Source organism: Blastopirellula marina (assembly GCF_002967715.1).
In the GTDB taxonomy this organism is placed as follows: Bacteria; Planctomycetota; Planctomycetia; order Pirellulales; family Pirellulaceae; genus Bremerella; species Bremerella marina_B.
In genome coordinates, this window is the sequence record NZ_PUIA01000016.1 from 315,436 (window position 1) to 331,873 (window position 16,438).

Here is a 16,438-nt window from a genome sequence, read left to right on the forward strand (position 1 = left end):
GCTTCTGTTATTGAAGTGTGGTGCGCAGAAACGGACTGGCAGCAGTCGTCAAATTGACCACAAATCATTATCAATACGGATACAATCGAGTCATCTCCATGTCTAGCAACTCGTCATGGATATCGGAATTGGAAAGCAGTTGTTCCAATACTGGTACGTTCGGTCGCAAATGGGTCATGGGTTGTGACCGGTCGCGTTTACGGTCATAAATCCATTTGTCGAAAGTGAGAAGCTGACGCTCGCCGATAAGATAGTTTAGGCTCGTTCGCACCGTGCTTTCCGGTAGCCCGATTTCTTGGTTAAGCTGACGCGAAGATTTCGCGATCCAAAGATGGCGATGTCGCTTAATGCACGCTCGTGGCCCTAGGCTAATGGCATCTCTGGTGACTCGATCGCTGAACCACCAAAGCACTTGGCTCAATACCCACGCGGGGGCCGATTTTTTATCGCAAATGAGAAAGAGATAGTCAGGGACCCACGTTCCCTTTGATGTTGGAAAATTTGCCTGGGAATCGCGATTTAACGCACGTCGTCGGGTGTTGCTTTCAAACCAGCCAGGCTTAATTCTCGCCTTGCACAAATCTTTTACGTCGTTTTCCCACCTGGACAATCGTTGGGCATGCGGCCCATTTTCCTCGAATTCATCCTTCGCGATCTTATCTTTACTGAATTGGTAGTAGAGGTCTGCAAGCTGGGGACCGCACATGGTTATCAGGAGATCGCCGTCGTGTTGGCGAGAGTCGTTTCGTGAAATCTGAATAAGCCCTCTTTCTGCGAGAGCCTGCAACTGCCCTTTTACTGTTGTCTTGCTGAGATTCACTTCCTGCGCGAGTCGTGTGTAAGTTGTGCCGAGGCAACGGTCGTGGTTGGCGTTTTTTGCTCGTGCACGACAAAGCTCACGTCCGTATCCAGGAAATCGTTCCACTCCGCGATCAGCAAATCGAGAACGCGTCGACTCTTCGTCGAACCACCAGAGCAACCAAGCTAGGATGCGAGTGCGGTTGGCATTGCCAATTCCGTGTCCCAGCCATCGAGGAATCCAGATACCGGTATTGGGCTCTTCCGGCGAAAGCAGGCGGTACTGCGGGGATTCATGCCAAGGATTCTTTGACGGTACTAATCCTTTTCGGCCTTCATGGGCGAGTGACCTGCTTTCGATCAGGTCTTCGTGGGCGAATGGATTGCTCTTTAATTCTTCAGTACTGAAATTATCCGATTCAGGAAAGCCGTGAATCTCGTTTGAGTAGCTGATTTTCCGAGGTGCAACTTGCCGCTTGTTCTTGGTTTTTGGTATCATGTGGATGCTGTCTTATGTACGTTCCATCCCGCACTCATTGCACCGGGCTTGGGATGGGCGAAGTCTCAAACATCGCTACAGGTTCGACCTGTAGCGATGTTTTTTTGTTGGTTAATTGCTTAGTAGTGGGTGGCCTCATATAGTTGAGTGCGACATCTAAAAGGCAGTTTCGAGAACTGCTCGCGGAGTGGGCCAACCCTTACGAGTTGCCGCTTGGTTTAGGCTCAGAAGTCAAAGATTCTGTCGTCCCGTGTACTGCCAAGTAGTGGATTGCCGCCCAGGGAATGCGTCGGTTGCGTCCGATCAGTACGAAGGGTAATTCACCGCTCTTCATCATGTCATACAGTTTCGTGCGGCTAATCTGTAGGAAGCGAACCGCATCGGTGACTTTGGCTAGACCTGTCGTTGCTGATTGACTTTGCATTGGGGCTCCATTACCGGTTGGCTGTTCAGATGCGTGCGATGCTGTTCGTTATTGTACGAAGGGGTATTTTGCCGTACAACACGATAAGCAAACAGTTATCGTGACGATTGGCGTGTCATTTTCAGGGGCAAGTATGGCTCAATTCAGCTGGCGAGTAGCGAAACGCGGGTACCGGTGGAGCGAGGGGCAATCGAGCATCGATGAATTCAGCGGCCAGCCACGCCTGTATCTGGAACCTGTCATTTATGCGTATCGAAAGTATCACCCATTCGACATCCCTGGCTTGTTCCGTATATTCGCCGACCTAAAACCGCAACTGGAACCGATGCTGCAATTCGCCGACGAGTATGGACATTTAGGAACGCATTTCGCCGAGCCGGAGGACGAACTGGAACCAGGGGAGGAGGTTAAGACGGACGCTCAGCGTCGGCAGTGGGAGGAAGAGATAATTCAGGATCGTATTGTTTGGGACCCACTGCACCACTGGCAAAATGCAATCAAAGAAATGCGGTCTTGTGTTAAATTGTGGTCACAAGTTCAAAAGGGTACGGCAAAGAAGACAGACGAATCCAGGCTGGTTGCCGGCGTCAATCGAGCGATACAGGCCCATGCGTGCCATGTGCAATTGGAGTCTTCTATTAGCTCGCCATCTGGTTATCGACTTACCTACTTTCCTAGAAACCTCCTGGGTGCGATGTGGATTCAGTTTGCCCAGGCCTTGGCGGAGAATCAGGATTTCCGAGAGTGTGAGGCGTGTGAAAGATGGTTCCAGGTCACCCGAGGAAAGAATCGGAAATCGAGAATTCACTGCTCAGACGCTTGCAAGAGTAAGTCTTATCGATCTCGTCAGGAGAAGGCGCGTGGAATGTTTGCCGCTGGTAAAACAATTCAGCAAATTGCTGATGTTATCGGTTCGGAACACCATACGGTCGAACGCTGGGTCCACTGCAAGTGACGAAAAACGGTAAAATCTTGGTGGTGGCATTTCTTTTTGCTTGTTCGGCGATCCTTTCACAGTAAAATGCGTAAGTAGTTATGCGGCCTTGAGCCGCGAATGAATTGGAGGTAGAGAGAGATTGTTTCTCCTTCCTCGCGACGCTTCCGGAAACAGATACACCCAACCAGTGCCTCGTGTGAGGACTTTTCCGGTTGCTGATACGTTGGGTAGACCGCCTCGGTTGTATGCACGAGGCCCAGGCCCTGCCGCGGGCCGCTAAGACTCTGACACCACTTTACGTGGATCTTTTTATTGCGTTTGAAGCTCCGTTAGCTTGGCGCAAATCTATGCGGTACTCCGAAGTTTGCGATGGCGATTTTGCCTGCTTGCAGATCCGTTGCCTAACGAATCGTGGCTAGGTCGAGCTTCTAAAGAGATGCTTCCCCAATCGCCTTCGCTGTCCTGTATTTAAGAGATGAATTCAACTTATAGGAAAGTGAATATGAACGACGAAATGAATGAATTCTTGAGATCACTTGCAGCCAAAGAAAACGCCCTGGCTGCTCGGTTGCGAGCGGAAAAGGAGGCCTTTGAACGGTCCAACTATGAAGAAGGGCATGATCACGGAATGACATGGGCCGAAATGCACGGCGAGCTTGAGCTGTTTGTTCGACTCGCGGCCAAGCACGGTGAATTCGATTCCGATAAGGAATGGTGGAGCTTCTTGGATTCCCTGGATGATCTCTACGGTTGGATTGCTCGTCAGATTAAGAATGAGCAGACCTTCCATGACAGCCACGGCGGAGCCGAAGCTATGCATGGTAAGTCCGAAGATCGTAAATTCTTCCCGGGCTACTTGCGAGGATTCGTCGACGGAATCTTGCATGTGTGGAATCAGGTCGAAGGTAAGGTCATGGCCTAGCAAAGGCCTCGACTGTCCATGGGCTGGAGGAGCCTTCCGGCTTCTCCAGCTTCTTTAATCTTGCGAGAGAGGCTCCCAGTGTTTGGGAGCTAACAGTTCCACTTGAATCAGAATTGAAGATCAGTGGATCTGAGGGCATCGGTGAAACTTCAAGTTGTTCATTGATGCCAAGGTGCCTTTTCATAAAAGGTAAATCAAATGGCTAAAAATACGAAAATTCAATGGTGCGATGACACGGCAAATCCAATCATGGGATGCTTGGGATGCGAATTATTTCCAAAACCTGTAAAGGTTACGAACGCGATCGATCGCAAGTTGCAGGAAGCGGGATATCAATGGCCAAGTGGCAAAGCGTATGAGCTGCTCGACGTCATCATCGACATGGCATGGAAGGCATTGAGCGAAGAGCAACGAGATCCTGAGTTTGGGCTTCTGCCAGGGGTGACCACTTCCAGTATCTATCACGCACGCGACGTCGTTGGCCAAGAGATCGCCAAGTTGCTGGATGAAGACGCTGCAAAGCTCGTTGTCGAGACAATCGAACGGCAATTAACCTGCTATGCGGCAATCCTTCACCTGAATCGTGGTCGCAATCTGTTCTCGCCAGAACGTCAGATGATTAACGGCTACGCTCCGATGTTTGAGAGTCCGACACCGTTTGCTGGCCGACTGGAGAAGGCAGCTTGCTCGAAGTCTTTGGTCTGCCAAGAACGACCAGGCAAACCTTGGCTGAATGACTTGCCACGCTTGATCTTTGTGAGTGATATGGGAGATGCCTTTTCTCGCCAGGATGACTTCGACTTCTTAAGAGAAGAGGTAGAGTGGATCGCCAGTTCCAAAGGGCGTCGACACCTTTGGCTGTGGCTCACGAAGCGTCCTCAAGCGATGGCGAGCTTTGCGAAGCAGCTTGGTGGGTTTCCTGAAAATGTTTGTGCCATGACAACCGTGACGTCTGCCAAGTCGTTGTACCGTATCGACAAATTGCGACAGGTTGATGCCGGCATGCGAGGGTTGTCCGTAGAGCCACTCTGGGAGTCGATTGCGGATAAGATCGACCTATCAGGTATCGACTGGGTCATCGTGGGTGGCGAAAGCGACCGTAAGCGAAAGTCCGAGCCCTTTGCCCTGGAGTGGGCGATCGAGCTAAGAGATCGCTGTCGAGAGCAAGGCGTTGCCTTCTTCGTTAAGCAGCTCGGTAGCCGGCCAATGCAAGGTGGCCAGCCGCTGAAGCTGAAGGATTCGCATGGCGGTGACTGGAGTGAGTGGCCCGAAGAGCTGCGTATTCGCAAGATGCCGAAGTGCTTCTGGGATTACCGCTCGACTTCCGCTGCCTGGTCACAGGACGCTAAGCATCTCGCCGCCATCGACTCAGACTGGGGTTAGGGCGAAATATCTAGAACACGGCAAAGTTTTTGAATGAGCTTTGCCTAGAGCGATGTCCATGGTATTTGGCGCGTGAAGCCAGGTGCTGTGGACTTTTTCAGTTAGTTAACCAAGCGAGGTCCACTCGGTCGGCTTGATCGTTGACTCACCGAGCGTTCTCGCCAACTGATGGCCGCCTTCTGACATTTCGACTAGAAAGCAATCCGAGAAATCGAACTTCAATAGGGGCACTCCGATTGGCGGAAAATCACCCATGTCGACATCTTCTTCGTTAAGAATCGCCAAGCATTTGGGCTGAATCGGCAGGACCACATGGCAAATACATTGAAATGTCAATTGCAGCACAAAGTGATCTTCAAACGAGTAATAGGCTTCCTGCGAGTCGTCATTGCACGAATCGAGCGCCTCTTGGACTGCGGCATTGAGAAATGTCCGGACATCCTCGATGGACTCCGCACGCTGCAAATGCGGCACGACAAGATCTAGCTCGTCGAGATCATAGATGTTTGTGCAAGTTTCTGGATTCCGAACCCTGTGTTGCATTAGGTTAATTGCATCGTGTTGAATGCCAGCCAAGTGCTCAGGTTTCAGTATGGCCAGGAACTGCTCAAGTGGAAGCAAAAATGCCGATTCGTATGAAGCATGAGTACCCATCGTAAGATCCTCTCCTGAGAAGCTGTTCGTTTTTATTGCGTACTGCGAAAAGCCTACAAATTTGGAGCAGCTATTACTCCTGCTTGTCGTCGTCTGAATTGACAGGCCGGATCGCATCATTTGAGACGACATCTCGGAGGGTAGCCCTTGCAGCATCGGGAAGCAGGTCAAGATTCATGAAAAGAGGCCCCTGATGTCGTGCGAGTCCTACTGCTCCTGCCTCCGAAATCGAACGAACGTTAACTAACGACAGCGAGCCGACGTGATCGCCTAGAAGGCAGGCAATATCATCATCCAGGCTCGATAAGCCAGTCAGATTCAAATACCAATGCGTTTTGGCTAGAACTCTCGCGTGCGCTGCCGTGATCTCGCTAAGTTCGGAGATATCGAATAGGGAGGGGTCTTGGACAAATGTTATTATCCCGCTTGTGCTCTGAAAGGTAGCCTTCGCTGATTCAGGCCATTCATCGAGGTTTACTCGTAAACAGAAATTGCGAATCGCCAAGCTTTCCGCCGCCGCATTCGACAGGCTGGTTAGGCCGTTGAGGGACAGGTCGCCATTGTGTTTGCTGAGTATCTCCGCCGCTGCATCCGACAGGCTGGCTAGGCCGTTGAGGGACAGGGCACCCTTGTGTTTGCCGAGGCTCTCCACCGCCGTCTCCGACAGGCTGGTGAGGCCGTTGAGGGACAGATCGCCCTTGTGTCTGCTGAGGCTCTCCGCCGCCGTATCCGACAGGCTGGTGAGGTTCAAGAGTTCCAGTCCTCCTTTGTGTTTGCTGAGGCTCTCCGCCGCGGCGTCCGACAGGCTGGTTAGGCTCCATAGTTCCAGGCCTCCCTTGTGTTTGCTGAGACTCTCTGCCGCTGCATCCGACAGGCTGGTTAGGTCCCAGAGGCACAGTTCACCCTTGTGTTTACTGAGGCTCTCCGCAGCTGTATCCGACAGGCTGGTTAGGCCTTCGAGGAATAGGGTGCCCTCATACGTCGCAAGAACCTTAGCTGCTGTGTCCTCAATCGCCGAAAACTCAGCTAGATCCACCGTGTCATCATCAGCGATGAACTGCTCAGCAATCACCTTTGTCAATACATTGTCCTCGCTCATCTCTGCCTCCAGGAATGTTGTCGCTTAATTCCGCAGCGACTGGTTCTCGTCCCCCGCAAGTGGCTCAATCATGGAACTACAGTGATCTGATGCGAGAGTGATTCCACGTTCGACCTGTGAGCGGCCTTCAGCGGATCGAATACAAAAGATAAATCAATTCGCTTGGCTTCGACAGCTGGCTTAAATATGCAGCCGTTGGCAGCGAACGAACACGGGCTATCGGCGGTGGTGATAGAGATGTCCGTTTCGTTGGCAGTAGTTGGGAGGCGTTCGTTGACGCTTCCACCAGCGGCGCGAGAAGGCACTTGCAAGGCACAATCACGGTCAGAGGTGACGGCGGGGACAGACGCAAGATTGGATGGCTCAAGCCTGTGGAGCGATCGTCCTGGTTGAATATCTTGAATTTCCATAGTGCCCCATTGTGAGTGCAGGTTGCTATTCCAACCCGTTGCTTGATCTATCCAATTCCTAACGATGTTTGTCCAGATTTCGCCCGTACTGCATGTAAAAGAGGGTTGGTAATTTCTTGAGCCTATGGCAACCATTTGATGCGTCTGGTCACACAGAGGGGATTGTCGCCGCAAATCGCAAGTGCTGTCAATTAGTGGCAGTCGCAACGAAAGCAGTCAGCGCCCATAGGGAAGCTGGCTGCTGCGATTGGAGGCCTCCTCGCTCAAGGTGTTTCGTACCTATCTAGTTGCCGAGATCTAAAACGCTCCGTCCATCCTTGATAAGCTTCTCTTCACGGAAACTGTCCAACCTTCGCCAAGTCGACGAAAACCGCGCTCGTTTCTTTCTCCCGCTGGCATACTCGCAACGCCTTGGCACTGGGATCTGAGAGGTACTCCTATTTGGCTTATGCCGGACCTTAAGGTCAAAGCAATTCGGCGGTGAAGTCTATGGCCATGATGTCCGGATTCCCTTTTGTCGAAGACTGCTCAAGCTCGTCGGTACTAGCCTCAGCAGATCGAATAGTTCGCTCTTTCACTTTACTCCATACTGCTTCCCCAGCCAGGCTGTCGCTTCAGCCAGCAATTCCGTGGGCGCTTTGGCGTAATGTCGATCGGATATGCTGTTCGGGCTCAGGCCAAGGAACAGGTCTTCGAGGCCGCGGAACTCGGAGTTGCTTCTGATGAGACTGGAACTTGTCTTGCGAAACAACTTGGCTGGCTTGTGGATCTTGATCTTTTCGCGAACGGGTTTTAGGGAGTTTGCGATCGCGTCGTTCGTAGTAGCTTTGCCATTGGGCTTGATTCCGCGAACAACGAGTGGGCTGCCGTCTGTGTTGAGCAGCACTTGTTCGCCTTTCCTTTCACGGTACTCTCTCAAGAGCTGAAGCGTTTCCTTCCAGAGTTTGTAGCAGACCACTGGTACGCTGGCGTGCTTTTTTGTTTTGCTTCGCTTCCGCGTGATAGTGCCTGCCCTCCAGTTGACTTCGTCTTGGCGAATCTTGGAAATGTCGGTTTGATACATCCCACAATTCAGCATCAACAGGATGTAAAGCCGAGGCCGGCCCGTCGCTTCTTTGAGGAACGATTTGATCTCTCGGATCGAGAAGGCATCAGGGGCGGAAACTTTCTTTCCAATTACTAGGGCGTTGGAGCCACGTTCCAGGTTTCGGGGTAGGCTTTCCAGGACGTCCATCTGCCAGAGCCAGCGTACGAAGCTTTTGGTGTCGACCAGGCGGTCGTGTGCCGTGTCTTGGGCCAAAGAGTTTTCAGCGATCTGGGTCAGTAGGTGCTGGTGGAAGTCTTGAATGCGACGGCCGTCAATCGAAGTGATGGGCGTGCGGCTGCCGATCCAGTCGCGGAACCTTAAGAGGTGGTTTCGCTTCGAGGTGAATCGGCTGGCGGAAAGTCGGCCCGCGTCGACGCGAAGTTGCTCCTGATTTAGGTAGGCGTCCAGGTGAGCTTGGACGGTATTCTCCGGCTCTTCCGGAATCTCGGCTTGGACCTTCAGGCGATCACGCCAGATCTCTCGTTTCGATTCATTTGAGGAAGTAAAAATGTCTCGGCCGCCATTGAGTTCCTTCGGGTTGACGGTGGAGCGGCTGGAAGGGTTAGGGGGCGTCGCTGAGCCAGGATATGAAACCATCGCGGCGATTGTTTCCAGGAACTTCTCAGGTAGGTCAAAGCTGTCCCAGAACTGGTCGCCATAGACGAGTGGGGGAGGGGAGTCGCTTTCCAGCCGCTGCTGGAGCTGGCTGATCTTCTCGCGAGCCAATGCGGCATTGGCGAGGTCGCCATGGATCTGGCACCACTGAAGAACGCGGTCCCAGTCGCGGAGGGCGTCCTCGTACTCCTGGTGGTTCGCCTTGGGCTGGGAGGCGATCTCGGCGTCGATTCGCCGCTTCTCGGCCTCCCAGACGCTCACGGCTTTCTTGTACGATTCGATGTCGCTTTTGGAATTGCCATGGCCGCAATAGATAACGCGGCCTTTATACTTCTTCCGCCAACGACCAGGGCGATCGCCTGATCCGGGCTGCCATGTGAGAATGCACTTGCGAGGCATGGGAGAGTTCCTTCGCCGTCGATTCTGGTGATACCTTTTGTGATACCTTTTGGACGAGTTTGGGACGAGTTTGGGACCCAAAAAGGTATCACACACCATTTTAGACAAAGAAGGCGGTTTCGCGTAAGTCATTATCTTAAGAAGACTTGCAAGTCGGGGTGACACGATTTGAACGTGCGACCTCTGCGTCCCGAACGCAGCGCTCTACCAGGCTGAGCCACACCCCGGGGGGACGGAAATTCTAGGAGAATGCCATGAAGGTCCGTCGAAGGTTAAGATTTTAATCCGTCCTGGAAGGTTCGGTCAACCTGACTGGTGGGCCGGGATTTTCGACTCGGTCGGCTTCCAGGCAACTAGTTGCAACTCGACATTGCTGCGGCCGCGGAACGTGTTGATCACTGGGTGATAGGCGATGTCCAGCGGGCCTTCGGTGGCTTCCAGTTCGTCGGCCCATTCTCCTCGGCCGAACGCGACACCGCGGATTTTCACGCCGTGGTGTTCCAACTGAATCGCCAGGTGGCGTTCGCCTCCGCCGATCTTTCTGGGGGGAGCTGCCAGCTTGGCTCCCGTAGCACACATCAGCGGCCGCGGGTTGCTTTGGCCGAAGGGGCCTAGCTGGTCGATTTGCTCGACAATCTGGCGAGTCAATTGCGTGAACGGGGCCTCGGCGTCGATTACCAGTTCCGCCACGCGGTCTTCGTCGGTAACGTTCGCGGCGGCGTATTCGCAAAACTCGTGGCGGAAGTTTTCGATCTGCGCTTCATCGATCTGCAGGCCAGCTGCCGCGGCATGGCCGCCGTGTCCCAGCAGAAGGTGGTCGCAGGCCTGCAGGGCTTCGTGCAGGTTCAAGCCGTTGGCCGATCGACAAGATCCAACGCCAGGTTTTACGCCAGCTTCGTCCAACGCGATCATCACTACCGGGCGGTTGTACTTGTCGGAAAGCCGGCCGGCAACGATCCCGATGATGCCGGGGTGCCAGCCGTGGCCAGCCAAGACCAGGGCTGGATCGTTCTCAGGATCGAACTCGTCTTTGATCTGCTTCGTCGCGGCCAGCTGAACGCTGCGTTCCAGGCTCGAACGACTATCGTTGAGCTGATGCAGGTAGTCGGCCAGCGCGGCTGCTCGTTCATTGGAATCGGTTGTCAGCAGTTCAATGGCCAGCTGAGCCTGACCGAGGCGGCCTGCCGCATTGAGTCGTGGGGCCAGCGTAAAGCCGATGTCGTCGCTGGCCAGGCTGGGCTTGTCGTTAAGGCCGGTCACCTTCGCCAAAGCGCTCACGCCAGGGACGGGAAACTCGCGGAGGCAATTCAGGCCGTGGCGGACCAGCAGGCGGTTTTCGTCGGTCAGCGGAACCACGTCAGCAACCGTGCCGATCGAGGCCAGGCCGACGGCCGACAGCAAATAGTTTTTGAAGCGATCGGTAACTCGCTTGGAATCGCATTCGAGTTGGCAAATTGCCCAGGCCAGTTTCAAGGCAACGCCAGCCCCGCACAGTCCACCGAAGGGGTAGTTCGTCCCCGGCAAGCGCGGATGAACCAGTACCTTCGCGTCGGGAAGCTGCTCGCCCATCTCGTGGTGGTCGGTAACGATCAGCTCCAGGCCCAGCATTTTGGCGTGCGCGGCTTCGGCCACGCTGGCAATGCCGCAGTCGACGGTAATGACCAGGTCGGTCTCGCGCTCGGCCAGCTTGTCGAGGGCCTCGTTGTTCAGCCCGTACCCTTCGTCGATGCGATTGGGGACGTAGTATGAAACGGATGCCCCCAGCAGCTTCAAGCAGCGGTACAGAATCGCAGTCGATGTGATGCCGTCGGCGTCGTAGTCGCCGTAGATGGTGATCTTCTTATCGGCTTTGGCTGCGGCATGAATGACGGCTGCGGCCTCTTTGACGCCTGGGAGAAGCTCGGGATCGCGGAGACCAGAGAGCTTGGCGTCGAGGAACTCGCGGGCCGTTTCGGCATCGCGAATGCCACGGCAAACCAATAATTGGGCAACGACAGGGGGAATGCTAGCGGCTCGTTCTAAGCTGCGAACGATGGCTATGTCGTGCGGAAGGATTCGCCAGGTAGCATCCATGAATGAGGGATCGCTCCATCGGTAGAGACGCGAGACTAGGGTCAAAGCTCAAATTATCGAGAGATAGCCAACGATTTCCAGCCCTATGTGGAATGTTTGGGCGTTTGGCGATGCGGCAGACCCTGGGCGCATGCAATAAGCCGGACCCTATCGAGTCCGGCTTGTTCACTAGAAAAAGCGCTCGACCAAGCCAGTGCCAGGCACCGGCCGGCGGGCTTATTTCTTCTTTTCGTTGTGGATCGTGTGCTTACGCAGACGAGGGCAGTACTTCATCAGCTTCAGCTTTTCGCCACCAGGCTTGCGGCGGAGCGAGTAGTTGTAGTCGCCCGTTTCTTCGCAAACGAGAAATACAGTTTCAGCTTTCTTATTCTTCTTGGCCATGGCTTTGGACCAATTACCTGCTATACGGACTACAGATTGATTTGTCGAAACCCTAGTTTTTAGCAAACGGGCACGGTCCTGGGAAGGGCCAGGCACATGCAGGCGGAGAACTTCGTGGTAGTTTCCCGGGCTCAGGGAAAAAAGTGGGGAAATCTTACCGGCAGAGAGTACTTTGGCAGGACAAATTCGTTCCTTTCGATGTAAAGATTCGCAATAAACTGCCGTAATGGATGCGAATGAAATAGAGAACACGAAAACTCATCCATGCCACATTGCTGACAGGACAGTTGCCACCCTTGCTGGGGGGTGTTGCGGGGGATCCTTCACCGTAGAATGCATCTAGTGAAGAATCTCTTCCAATTTACCGCCCATCGGTGAACTGGTATCGGCTACCTTCAGGGCCCTTTTCTTTCCTTGAAGGCCGAATCCATGTGTCGCGTAATGCGTGACCATGTCATGAGTTGTTGGTCTCCGCTTCTAGCGTGAAGCGACGAATTACACGGAGAATTGATAATGGCTCAAGTTGACGCTGATCAAGAATCGCACGAAGAACATGAAGAGCAGAAGCCGAAAATCGCCACGCGCTTCATGCTGTTCACTGCTGTTCCCTCTTGGTTGATCAGCCTGGTTGTCCATCTGGTGTTCTTCCTGATCTTGCTGACGATCTTTATGCCGCCAGTGAAGAAGGACAAACGCACCCTGACCATCAACGATTCCGCCGACGCGGAAGAGATTGAAGAGTTGGTCCTGGAAGAGTTCGAGCCAATCGACGAACAGACGCTCGAATTCGACGACCCGCCTGAACAGCCAGAAGAAGCCATTATCAGCGATGAGATTGTCGTCTCCGACTTCCAGGAAGAGATGGCCGCCACGCAGATGGTCGAACTGAGCGACTTCGCCGATGTGACGATGCCGTTCTCCGACATTATGAGCGAAGTCTCCGGCGTCGATGGCAACGCGACTTCCGGTCGTGGTCAGGCCTCGCGAACGCAGATGCTGCGTGAAAATGGTGGTACTGGGGCCAGCGAACAAGCTGTGGTGTGGGGTATCCAGTGGATTGCCGACCATCAGCTGAAAGATGGTACCTGGAGCTTCGATCACCGCCGTGGTGCCAAGAAGCCCGGCAGCAAAGACTGGGGCGAGTTTGGTGATTCGCCACGTGCTGCGACTGCCATGGCTTTGTTGCCATTCTTGGGTTCCGGCATCACGCACAAAGAGGGTAAGTTCAAGAAGCAGGTCGAAGGTGGTCTGGGCGCGCTCATCAAGCTGATGGAAGTTCGCGGCGACACCGGCAGCTTCCGCGAGCAGGAAGGCAACATGTATTCGCACGGCCTGGCGACCATCGCCGTCTGCGAAGCGTATGCCATGACGCAAGACAAAAACCTGCTGGGGCCTGCTCAGTACTCCATCAACTTCATTCAAGCCGCCCAAGACCCGGTCGGTGGTGGTTGGCGTTACCAGCCACGTCAGCCTGGCGACACTTCGGTGGTCGGCTGGCAGCTGATGGGGCTCAAGAGTGGTCACATGGGTTACCTGGGCGTCAACAAGAACACGATCGCCGGGGCGATCAAGTTCCTCGATTCAGTCCAGACCAAGAATGGTGCCGCTTACGGTTACGCTGAAGCCGGCAACAAGCCGTCGATGAACGCCGTCGGTTTGCTGTGCCGCATGTACACCGGTTGGAAGAAAGAAAACCCGGCCCTCCAGCAAGGAGTGAAAGACCTGGGTACTCGCGGTCCGAGCCTCGGTGGTAACTCTGACATGTACTACAATTACTACGCGACGCAGGTCATGCGTCAGTATGGTGGTACCGAGTGGGAAACCTGGAATGAGAAGATGCGAGAATTTCTCATCAAGCAGCAGGTTCCTCAAGGTCAGGCCGAAGCCGGCAGCTGGCACTTCAATGGTCCGCACACCGACAAAGGTGGCCGCTTGTACAACACCTCGCTGTCGCTGTTGACCCTGGAGGTCTACTACCGCCACTTGCCGATCTACAAGGCGAACGCTTCCGAAGAAGACTTCCCGCTGTAATCGGTACGATCGATTCAATCGAACCTGGAAAACCTCGCGTCGGAGCTGGATTCGTCGCGAGGTTTTTTGTTGCGCATTTGGGAAAGGTTTCTGGCCTATAGTTTTCCGTTTCTACGGATTACCTGTATAGGCACCCAGGTCGCTTGCAAGCCAATACTTCCAGTGCGAATCACGAGGCCATGTCCCACGACGGGGCAGCGGCTCCCGGTACGCATGTGCGTTTTCGTTTCCGGAAGCTGGTCTTGCTGTCGATGGACCGCATCAAAGGGGGGATTAGCTTCTTTGCCAGTGCCGCGGTTCACTTCCTGTTGCTGGTGATCATGGCCCTTTGGATCGCTCCGGCGGGCCCCGGTGGCCGCACCGGCGAGATCACTTTGCTGCCGTACGAGCAGCCGCCAGAGGATCTCTCGATCATTCAAACGGTCACTCCCATCGAGATCAGCCAGGCACTCGACACCATGCAGCAAGAGCTGCAAACCGATTCGGCCGCCGCTGGTGAGCTGACCAAGTTGACCGAGCCGCTCCCCAATCAGTACGCCACCAGCAGTCAGGCCGCCACATTGGAAACGATGAGCGACCTGCAGAAGAATCTTCCTTGGCAGATGGCGGTCCCTTCGAAGAGTGGCGGCGGTTTTCAAGGGCGAAGTGGCGAACTGCAGAAGCAGCTTCTCGCGGCTCGCGGCGGTTCGCCTGCCACCGAAGATGCCGTCGAACGTGCTTTGCGGTGGATTGCCGCGCATCAGCTGCCTGATGGTTCGTGGAGCTTTAATCATCACGAAGTCGAAGTCGGCAAGCTGAGTCCCAACCCCGGCGAACCCCTGACACGGACCGGAGCAACCGGGCTGGCCCTGCTGCCGTTTCTCGGCAAGGGATATACCCACATGAACGAGAACCCCTATCGAGATCAAATCGAGCAGGGGCTTTACTTCCTGCGAGGCAATCAGGTCGTCGGTCCCAACGGCGGAGACTTGCAAGATGGCTCGATGTACGGGCATGGTCTTGCCGCGCTGGCGCTGTGCGAGGCGTACGCGATGACCGGCGACCCGGCCCTGCGAACGGCAGCGACCGACGCGGTTCGTTTCATTGAATATGCCCAGCACGACCAAGGGGGCTGGCGTTATCAGCCGAAGCAGCCAGGCGACATCAGCGTGTTCGGCTGGCAACTGATGGCGCTCAAGAGCGCACTTCTGGGAGATATCAAAGTCGACAGCACTACGATCGGGATGGCCGAGTTCTGGTTGGATAGCGTGCAGCAGGCCGACGGTGCTTACTACGGCTATCAGCACCCCGGTAAAATGATTTCGCCCACATCGATCGGGCTGCTATGCCGCATGTACCTGGGCTGGTCGAAGGACGATCCTCGCATGCATAAGGGGGTCGACTTCGTGTCGGACGAAGGGCCGTCGAAGCTCGATATGTACTACAACTACTACGCCACCAACGTGCTGTGCCATTACGGCGGGTCGCAGTGGGAAGGGTGGAACGACGAACTCAAGGCGTACCTTATCAAAACCCAATCGCGCAAAGGATACACGACCGGCAGTTGGTACTTCGACGAGAAGCACTCGCGTGTTGGTGGGCGATTGTACGTGACGTGCCTCTCGGCGATGATCTTGGAAGTTTACTATCGCCATATGCCTTTGTACTCGGAGAAGTCGCTTGACTTCACGTTCTGATCGCCCTGCCTGGTACGACGCCATATTGCCGGTCATTGACCTGCGATTTGGCCAGGTCGTGCGTGGCGTTGCAGGGCGTCGCGACGAGTATCTGCCGATTGAGTCCCGCTACTGTGGCGATTCACGCCCCGGCAGTATCGCCCATGTTTATGCCGCGGATTTTGGTTTTCAGGATTGTTACGTGGCCGATCTGAATGCGATTCTCGACGGGCAGTTGGATGTCGCTGCGCTGGAAGCAATCGCCGTTCAGGGACTGAGCGTTTGGCTCGATGCCGGTATCGGCAGTGTGTCGCAGTGGCAGGCGTGTCAGGCCCTGCTACGTGATTGGGCACCGTATCGCTGGGTTGTGGGGCTTGAATCGCTGGAGAGCTGGCAGGCCCTCGCGGAGCTTTGCTTGCACATCTCGCCCGAGCGACTCGTCTTCAGCCTGGACATGAAAGCAGGCGTACCGCTCACCGTGCGAGAAGACTTTCAGCAGATCTCCCCAGAACAAATTGCCCGGCACGCTGCTGAGCTCGGTATTACGTCGATGATCCTGCTCGATCTGGCGGCGGTCGGCCAGGGGAAGGGGAGTCAGACGCAGCACCTCATACAGTCGCTGAAAGAAGAACTGCCAGGCGTGCAGTTGTTGGGCGGGGGCGGAATGAACTGGCCCGACGATATCCAATCGCTCGCCCAGTGCGGAGCTGCCCGTGTGTTGGTCGCCTCGGCGCTGCACGATGGCCGGATCGCGCCGCATCTGGGGTAGCTGGTCGTATAATTTTTGGGGGCAAGATCAATTTTTTTCTGCCGCCCTCTGGGGGAAAGCTGGGCAAAATTGCTTGAGTTGGAAGCTCTGTTACACCGCGATTGGTAGCCGTCAACTGGAAGATAGGGAGTTGTTAGCCGGACCGATTCCCTTAGGGCTTTCCAATGGAACTCAGTTTTCCACAAGTCACTTCTTGTCGATTCGATCTTCCGTCGACCAGTCAGCCGCCGGGATGCGGAGTTCCCGCAGGTCATTTTAAGTGGCGGAATCTCCCCTTGCTGCGCGAACTGAAGGCATTATCA

At 54.7% G+C, this 16,438-nt stretch carries 13 protein-coding genes and 1 tRNA gene; 6 read left to right on the top strand and 8 right to left on the bottom strand.

Annotation, left to right across the window (positions count from 1 at the left end; translation table 11 throughout):
• Positions 1-70 precede the first annotated feature (70 nt).
• The gene (locus tag C5Y96_RS03145) at positions 71-1,297 is read right to left on the bottom strand and encodes a winged helix-turn-helix domain-containing protein (RefSeq protein WP_105350082.1); all 1,227 of its coding nucleotides are present in this window, start codon (positions 1,295-1,297) and stop codon (positions 71-73) included.
• 199 nt (positions 1,298-1,496) lie between these two features.
• Positions 1,497-1,721 carry a helix-turn-helix domain-containing protein gene (locus tag C5Y96_RS03150; RefSeq protein ID WP_105350083.1) on the bottom strand — a complete coding sequence of 75 codons (225 nt, stop codon included), beginning with the start codon at positions 1,719-1,721 and terminating at the stop codon, positions 1,497-1,499.
• Between the two features lie 133 nt (positions 1,722-1,854).
• Between C5Y96_RS03150 and C5Y96_RS03155 the strand changes: the two genes are divergently transcribed.
• The 3 genes from C5Y96_RS03155 (at position 1,855) to C5Y96_RS03165 (ending at position 4,963) form a co-directional block, all read left to right on the top strand.
• Positions 1,855-2,676 carry a hypothetical protein gene (locus tag C5Y96_RS03155; protein ID WP_105350084.1) on the top strand — a complete coding sequence of 274 codons (822 nt, stop codon included), beginning with the start codon at positions 1,855-1,857 and terminating at the stop codon, positions 2,674-2,676.
• A gap of 484 nt (positions 2,677-3,160) precedes the next feature.
• Positions 3,161-3,580, top strand: coding sequence for a hypothetical protein (locus C5Y96_RS03160; RefSeq protein WP_105350085.1), 420 nt, complete (start codon positions 3,161-3,163; stop codon positions 3,578-3,580).
• A gap of 198 nt (positions 3,581-3,778) precedes the next feature.
• On the top strand, positions 3,779-4,963 hold the full coding sequence (locus C5Y96_RS03165) for a DUF5131 family protein (RefSeq protein ID WP_105350086.1): 1,185 nt from the start codon (positions 3,779-3,781) through the stop codon (positions 4,961-4,963).
• 105 nt (positions 4,964-5,068) lie between these two features.
• Here C5Y96_RS03165 and C5Y96_RS03170 read toward each other — a convergent pair whose 3' ends face one another.
• From C5Y96_RS03170 to rpmG, 6 genes are all read right to left on the bottom strand, one after another.
• Positions 5,069-5,617 carry a hypothetical protein gene (locus C5Y96_RS03170; RefSeq protein WP_105350087.1) on the bottom strand — a complete coding sequence of 183 codons (549 nt, stop codon included), beginning with the start codon at positions 5,615-5,617 and terminating at the stop codon, positions 5,069-5,071.
• Positions 5,618-5,690: 73 nt separating this feature from the next.
• A complete protein-coding gene (locus C5Y96_RS03175; protein ID WP_105350088.1) occupies positions 5,691-6,716 on the bottom strand; it encodes a hypothetical protein in 1,026 nt (341 codons plus the stop codon).
• A 984-nt stretch (positions 6,717-7,700) separates the two neighbouring features.
• The gene (locus C5Y96_RS03185) at positions 7,701-9,227 is read right to left on the bottom strand and encodes a tyrosine-type recombinase/integrase (protein ID WP_105350090.1); all 1,527 of its coding nucleotides are present in this window, start codon (positions 9,225-9,227) and stop codon (positions 7,701-7,703) included.
• A gap of 153 nt (positions 9,228-9,380) precedes the next feature.
• A tRNA-Pro gene (locus C5Y96_RS03190) sits at positions 9,381-9,454 on the bottom strand.
• A 76-nt stretch (positions 9,455-9,530) separates the two neighbouring features.
• Positions 9,531-11,300 carry a single-stranded-DNA-specific exonuclease RecJ gene (gene recJ / locus C5Y96_RS03195; protein ID WP_105350091.1) on the bottom strand — a complete coding sequence of 590 codons (1,770 nt, stop codon included), beginning with the start codon at positions 11,298-11,300 and terminating at the stop codon, positions 9,531-9,533.
• A gap of 216 nt (positions 11,301-11,516) precedes the next feature.
• Positions 11,517-11,681 carry a 50S ribosomal protein L33 gene (rpmG, locus tag C5Y96_RS03200; protein ID WP_105350092.1) on the bottom strand — a complete coding sequence of 55 codons (165 nt, stop codon included), beginning with the start codon at positions 11,679-11,681 and terminating at the stop codon, positions 11,517-11,519.
• A 513-nt stretch (positions 11,682-12,194) separates the two neighbouring features.
• Here rpmG and C5Y96_RS03205 point away from each other — a divergent pair.
• The 3 genes from C5Y96_RS03205 to C5Y96_RS03215 all read left to right on the top strand — a co-directional run bounded on the left by C5Y96_RS03205 (position 12,195) and on the right by C5Y96_RS03215 (position 16,136).
• Positions 12,195-13,712 (top strand): prenyltransferase/squalene oxidase repeat-containing protein, encoded by a 1,518-nt coding sequence (locus C5Y96_RS03205; protein ID WP_105350093.1) that lies wholly within the window; start codon positions 12,195-12,197, stop codon positions 13,710-13,712.
• A 179-nt stretch (positions 13,713-13,891) separates the two neighbouring features.
• Entirely contained in the window at positions 13,892-15,388 is a 1,497-nt protein-coding gene (locus C5Y96_RS03210; RefSeq protein WP_105350094.1) for a prenyltransferase/squalene oxidase repeat-containing protein, read from the top strand.
• Positions 15,372-16,136 carry a HisA/HisF-related TIM barrel protein gene (locus C5Y96_RS03215; RefSeq protein WP_158261073.1) on the top strand — a complete coding sequence of 255 codons (765 nt, stop codon included), beginning with the start codon at positions 15,372-15,374 and terminating at the stop codon, positions 16,134-16,136. The genes C5Y96_RS03210 and C5Y96_RS03215 overlap by 17 nt, the downstream gene beginning before the upstream one ends.
• Positions 16,137-16,438: the final 302 nt, after the last annotated feature.

Excerpts from the sequence above, each read along its gene's own strand:
- C5Y96_RS03145 (WP_105350082.1), bottom strand. The coding sequence starts at position 1,297 with ATGATACCAAAAACCAAGAACAAGCGGCAAGTTGCACCTCGGAAAATC.
- C5Y96_RS03150 (WP_105350083.1), bottom strand. The coding sequence starts at position 1,721 with ATGCAAAGTCAATCAGCAACGACAGGTCTAGCCAAAGTCACCGATGCG.
- C5Y96_RS03155 (WP_105350084.1), top strand. The coding sequence starts at position 1,855 with ATGGCTCAATTCAGCTGGCGAGTAGCGAAACGCGGGTACCGGTGGAGC.
- C5Y96_RS03160 (WP_105350085.1), top strand. The coding sequence starts at position 3,161 with ATGAACGACGAAATGAATGAATTCTTGAGATCACTTGCAGCCAAAGAA.
- C5Y96_RS03165 (WP_105350086.1), top strand. The coding sequence starts at position 3,779 with ATGGCTAAAAATACGAAAATTCAATGGTGCGATGACACGGCAAATCCA.
- C5Y96_RS03170 (WP_105350087.1), bottom strand. The coding sequence starts at position 5,617 with ATGGGTACTCATGCTTCATACGAATCGGCATTTTTGCTTCCACTTGAG.
- C5Y96_RS03175 (WP_105350088.1), bottom strand. The coding sequence starts at position 6,716 with ATGAGCGAGGACAATGTATTGACAAAGGTGATTGCTGAGCAGTTCATC.
- C5Y96_RS03185 (WP_105350090.1), bottom strand. The coding sequence starts at position 9,227 with ATGCCTCGCAAGTGCATTCTCACATGGCAGCCCGGATCAGGCGATCGC.
- recJ (WP_105350091.1), bottom strand. The coding sequence starts at position 11,300 with ATGGATGCTACCTGGCGAATCCTTCCGCACGACATAGCCATCGTTCGC.
- rpmG (WP_105350092.1), bottom strand. The coding sequence starts at position 11,681 with ATGGCCAAGAAGAATAAGAAAGCTGAAACTGTATTTCTCGTTTGCGAA.
- C5Y96_RS03205 (WP_105350093.1), top strand. The coding sequence starts at position 12,195 with ATGGCTCAAGTTGACGCTGATCAAGAATCGCACGAAGAACATGAAGAG.
- C5Y96_RS03210 (WP_105350094.1), top strand. The coding sequence starts at position 13,892 with ATGTCCCACGACGGGGCAGCGGCTCCCGGTACGCATGTGCGTTTTCGT.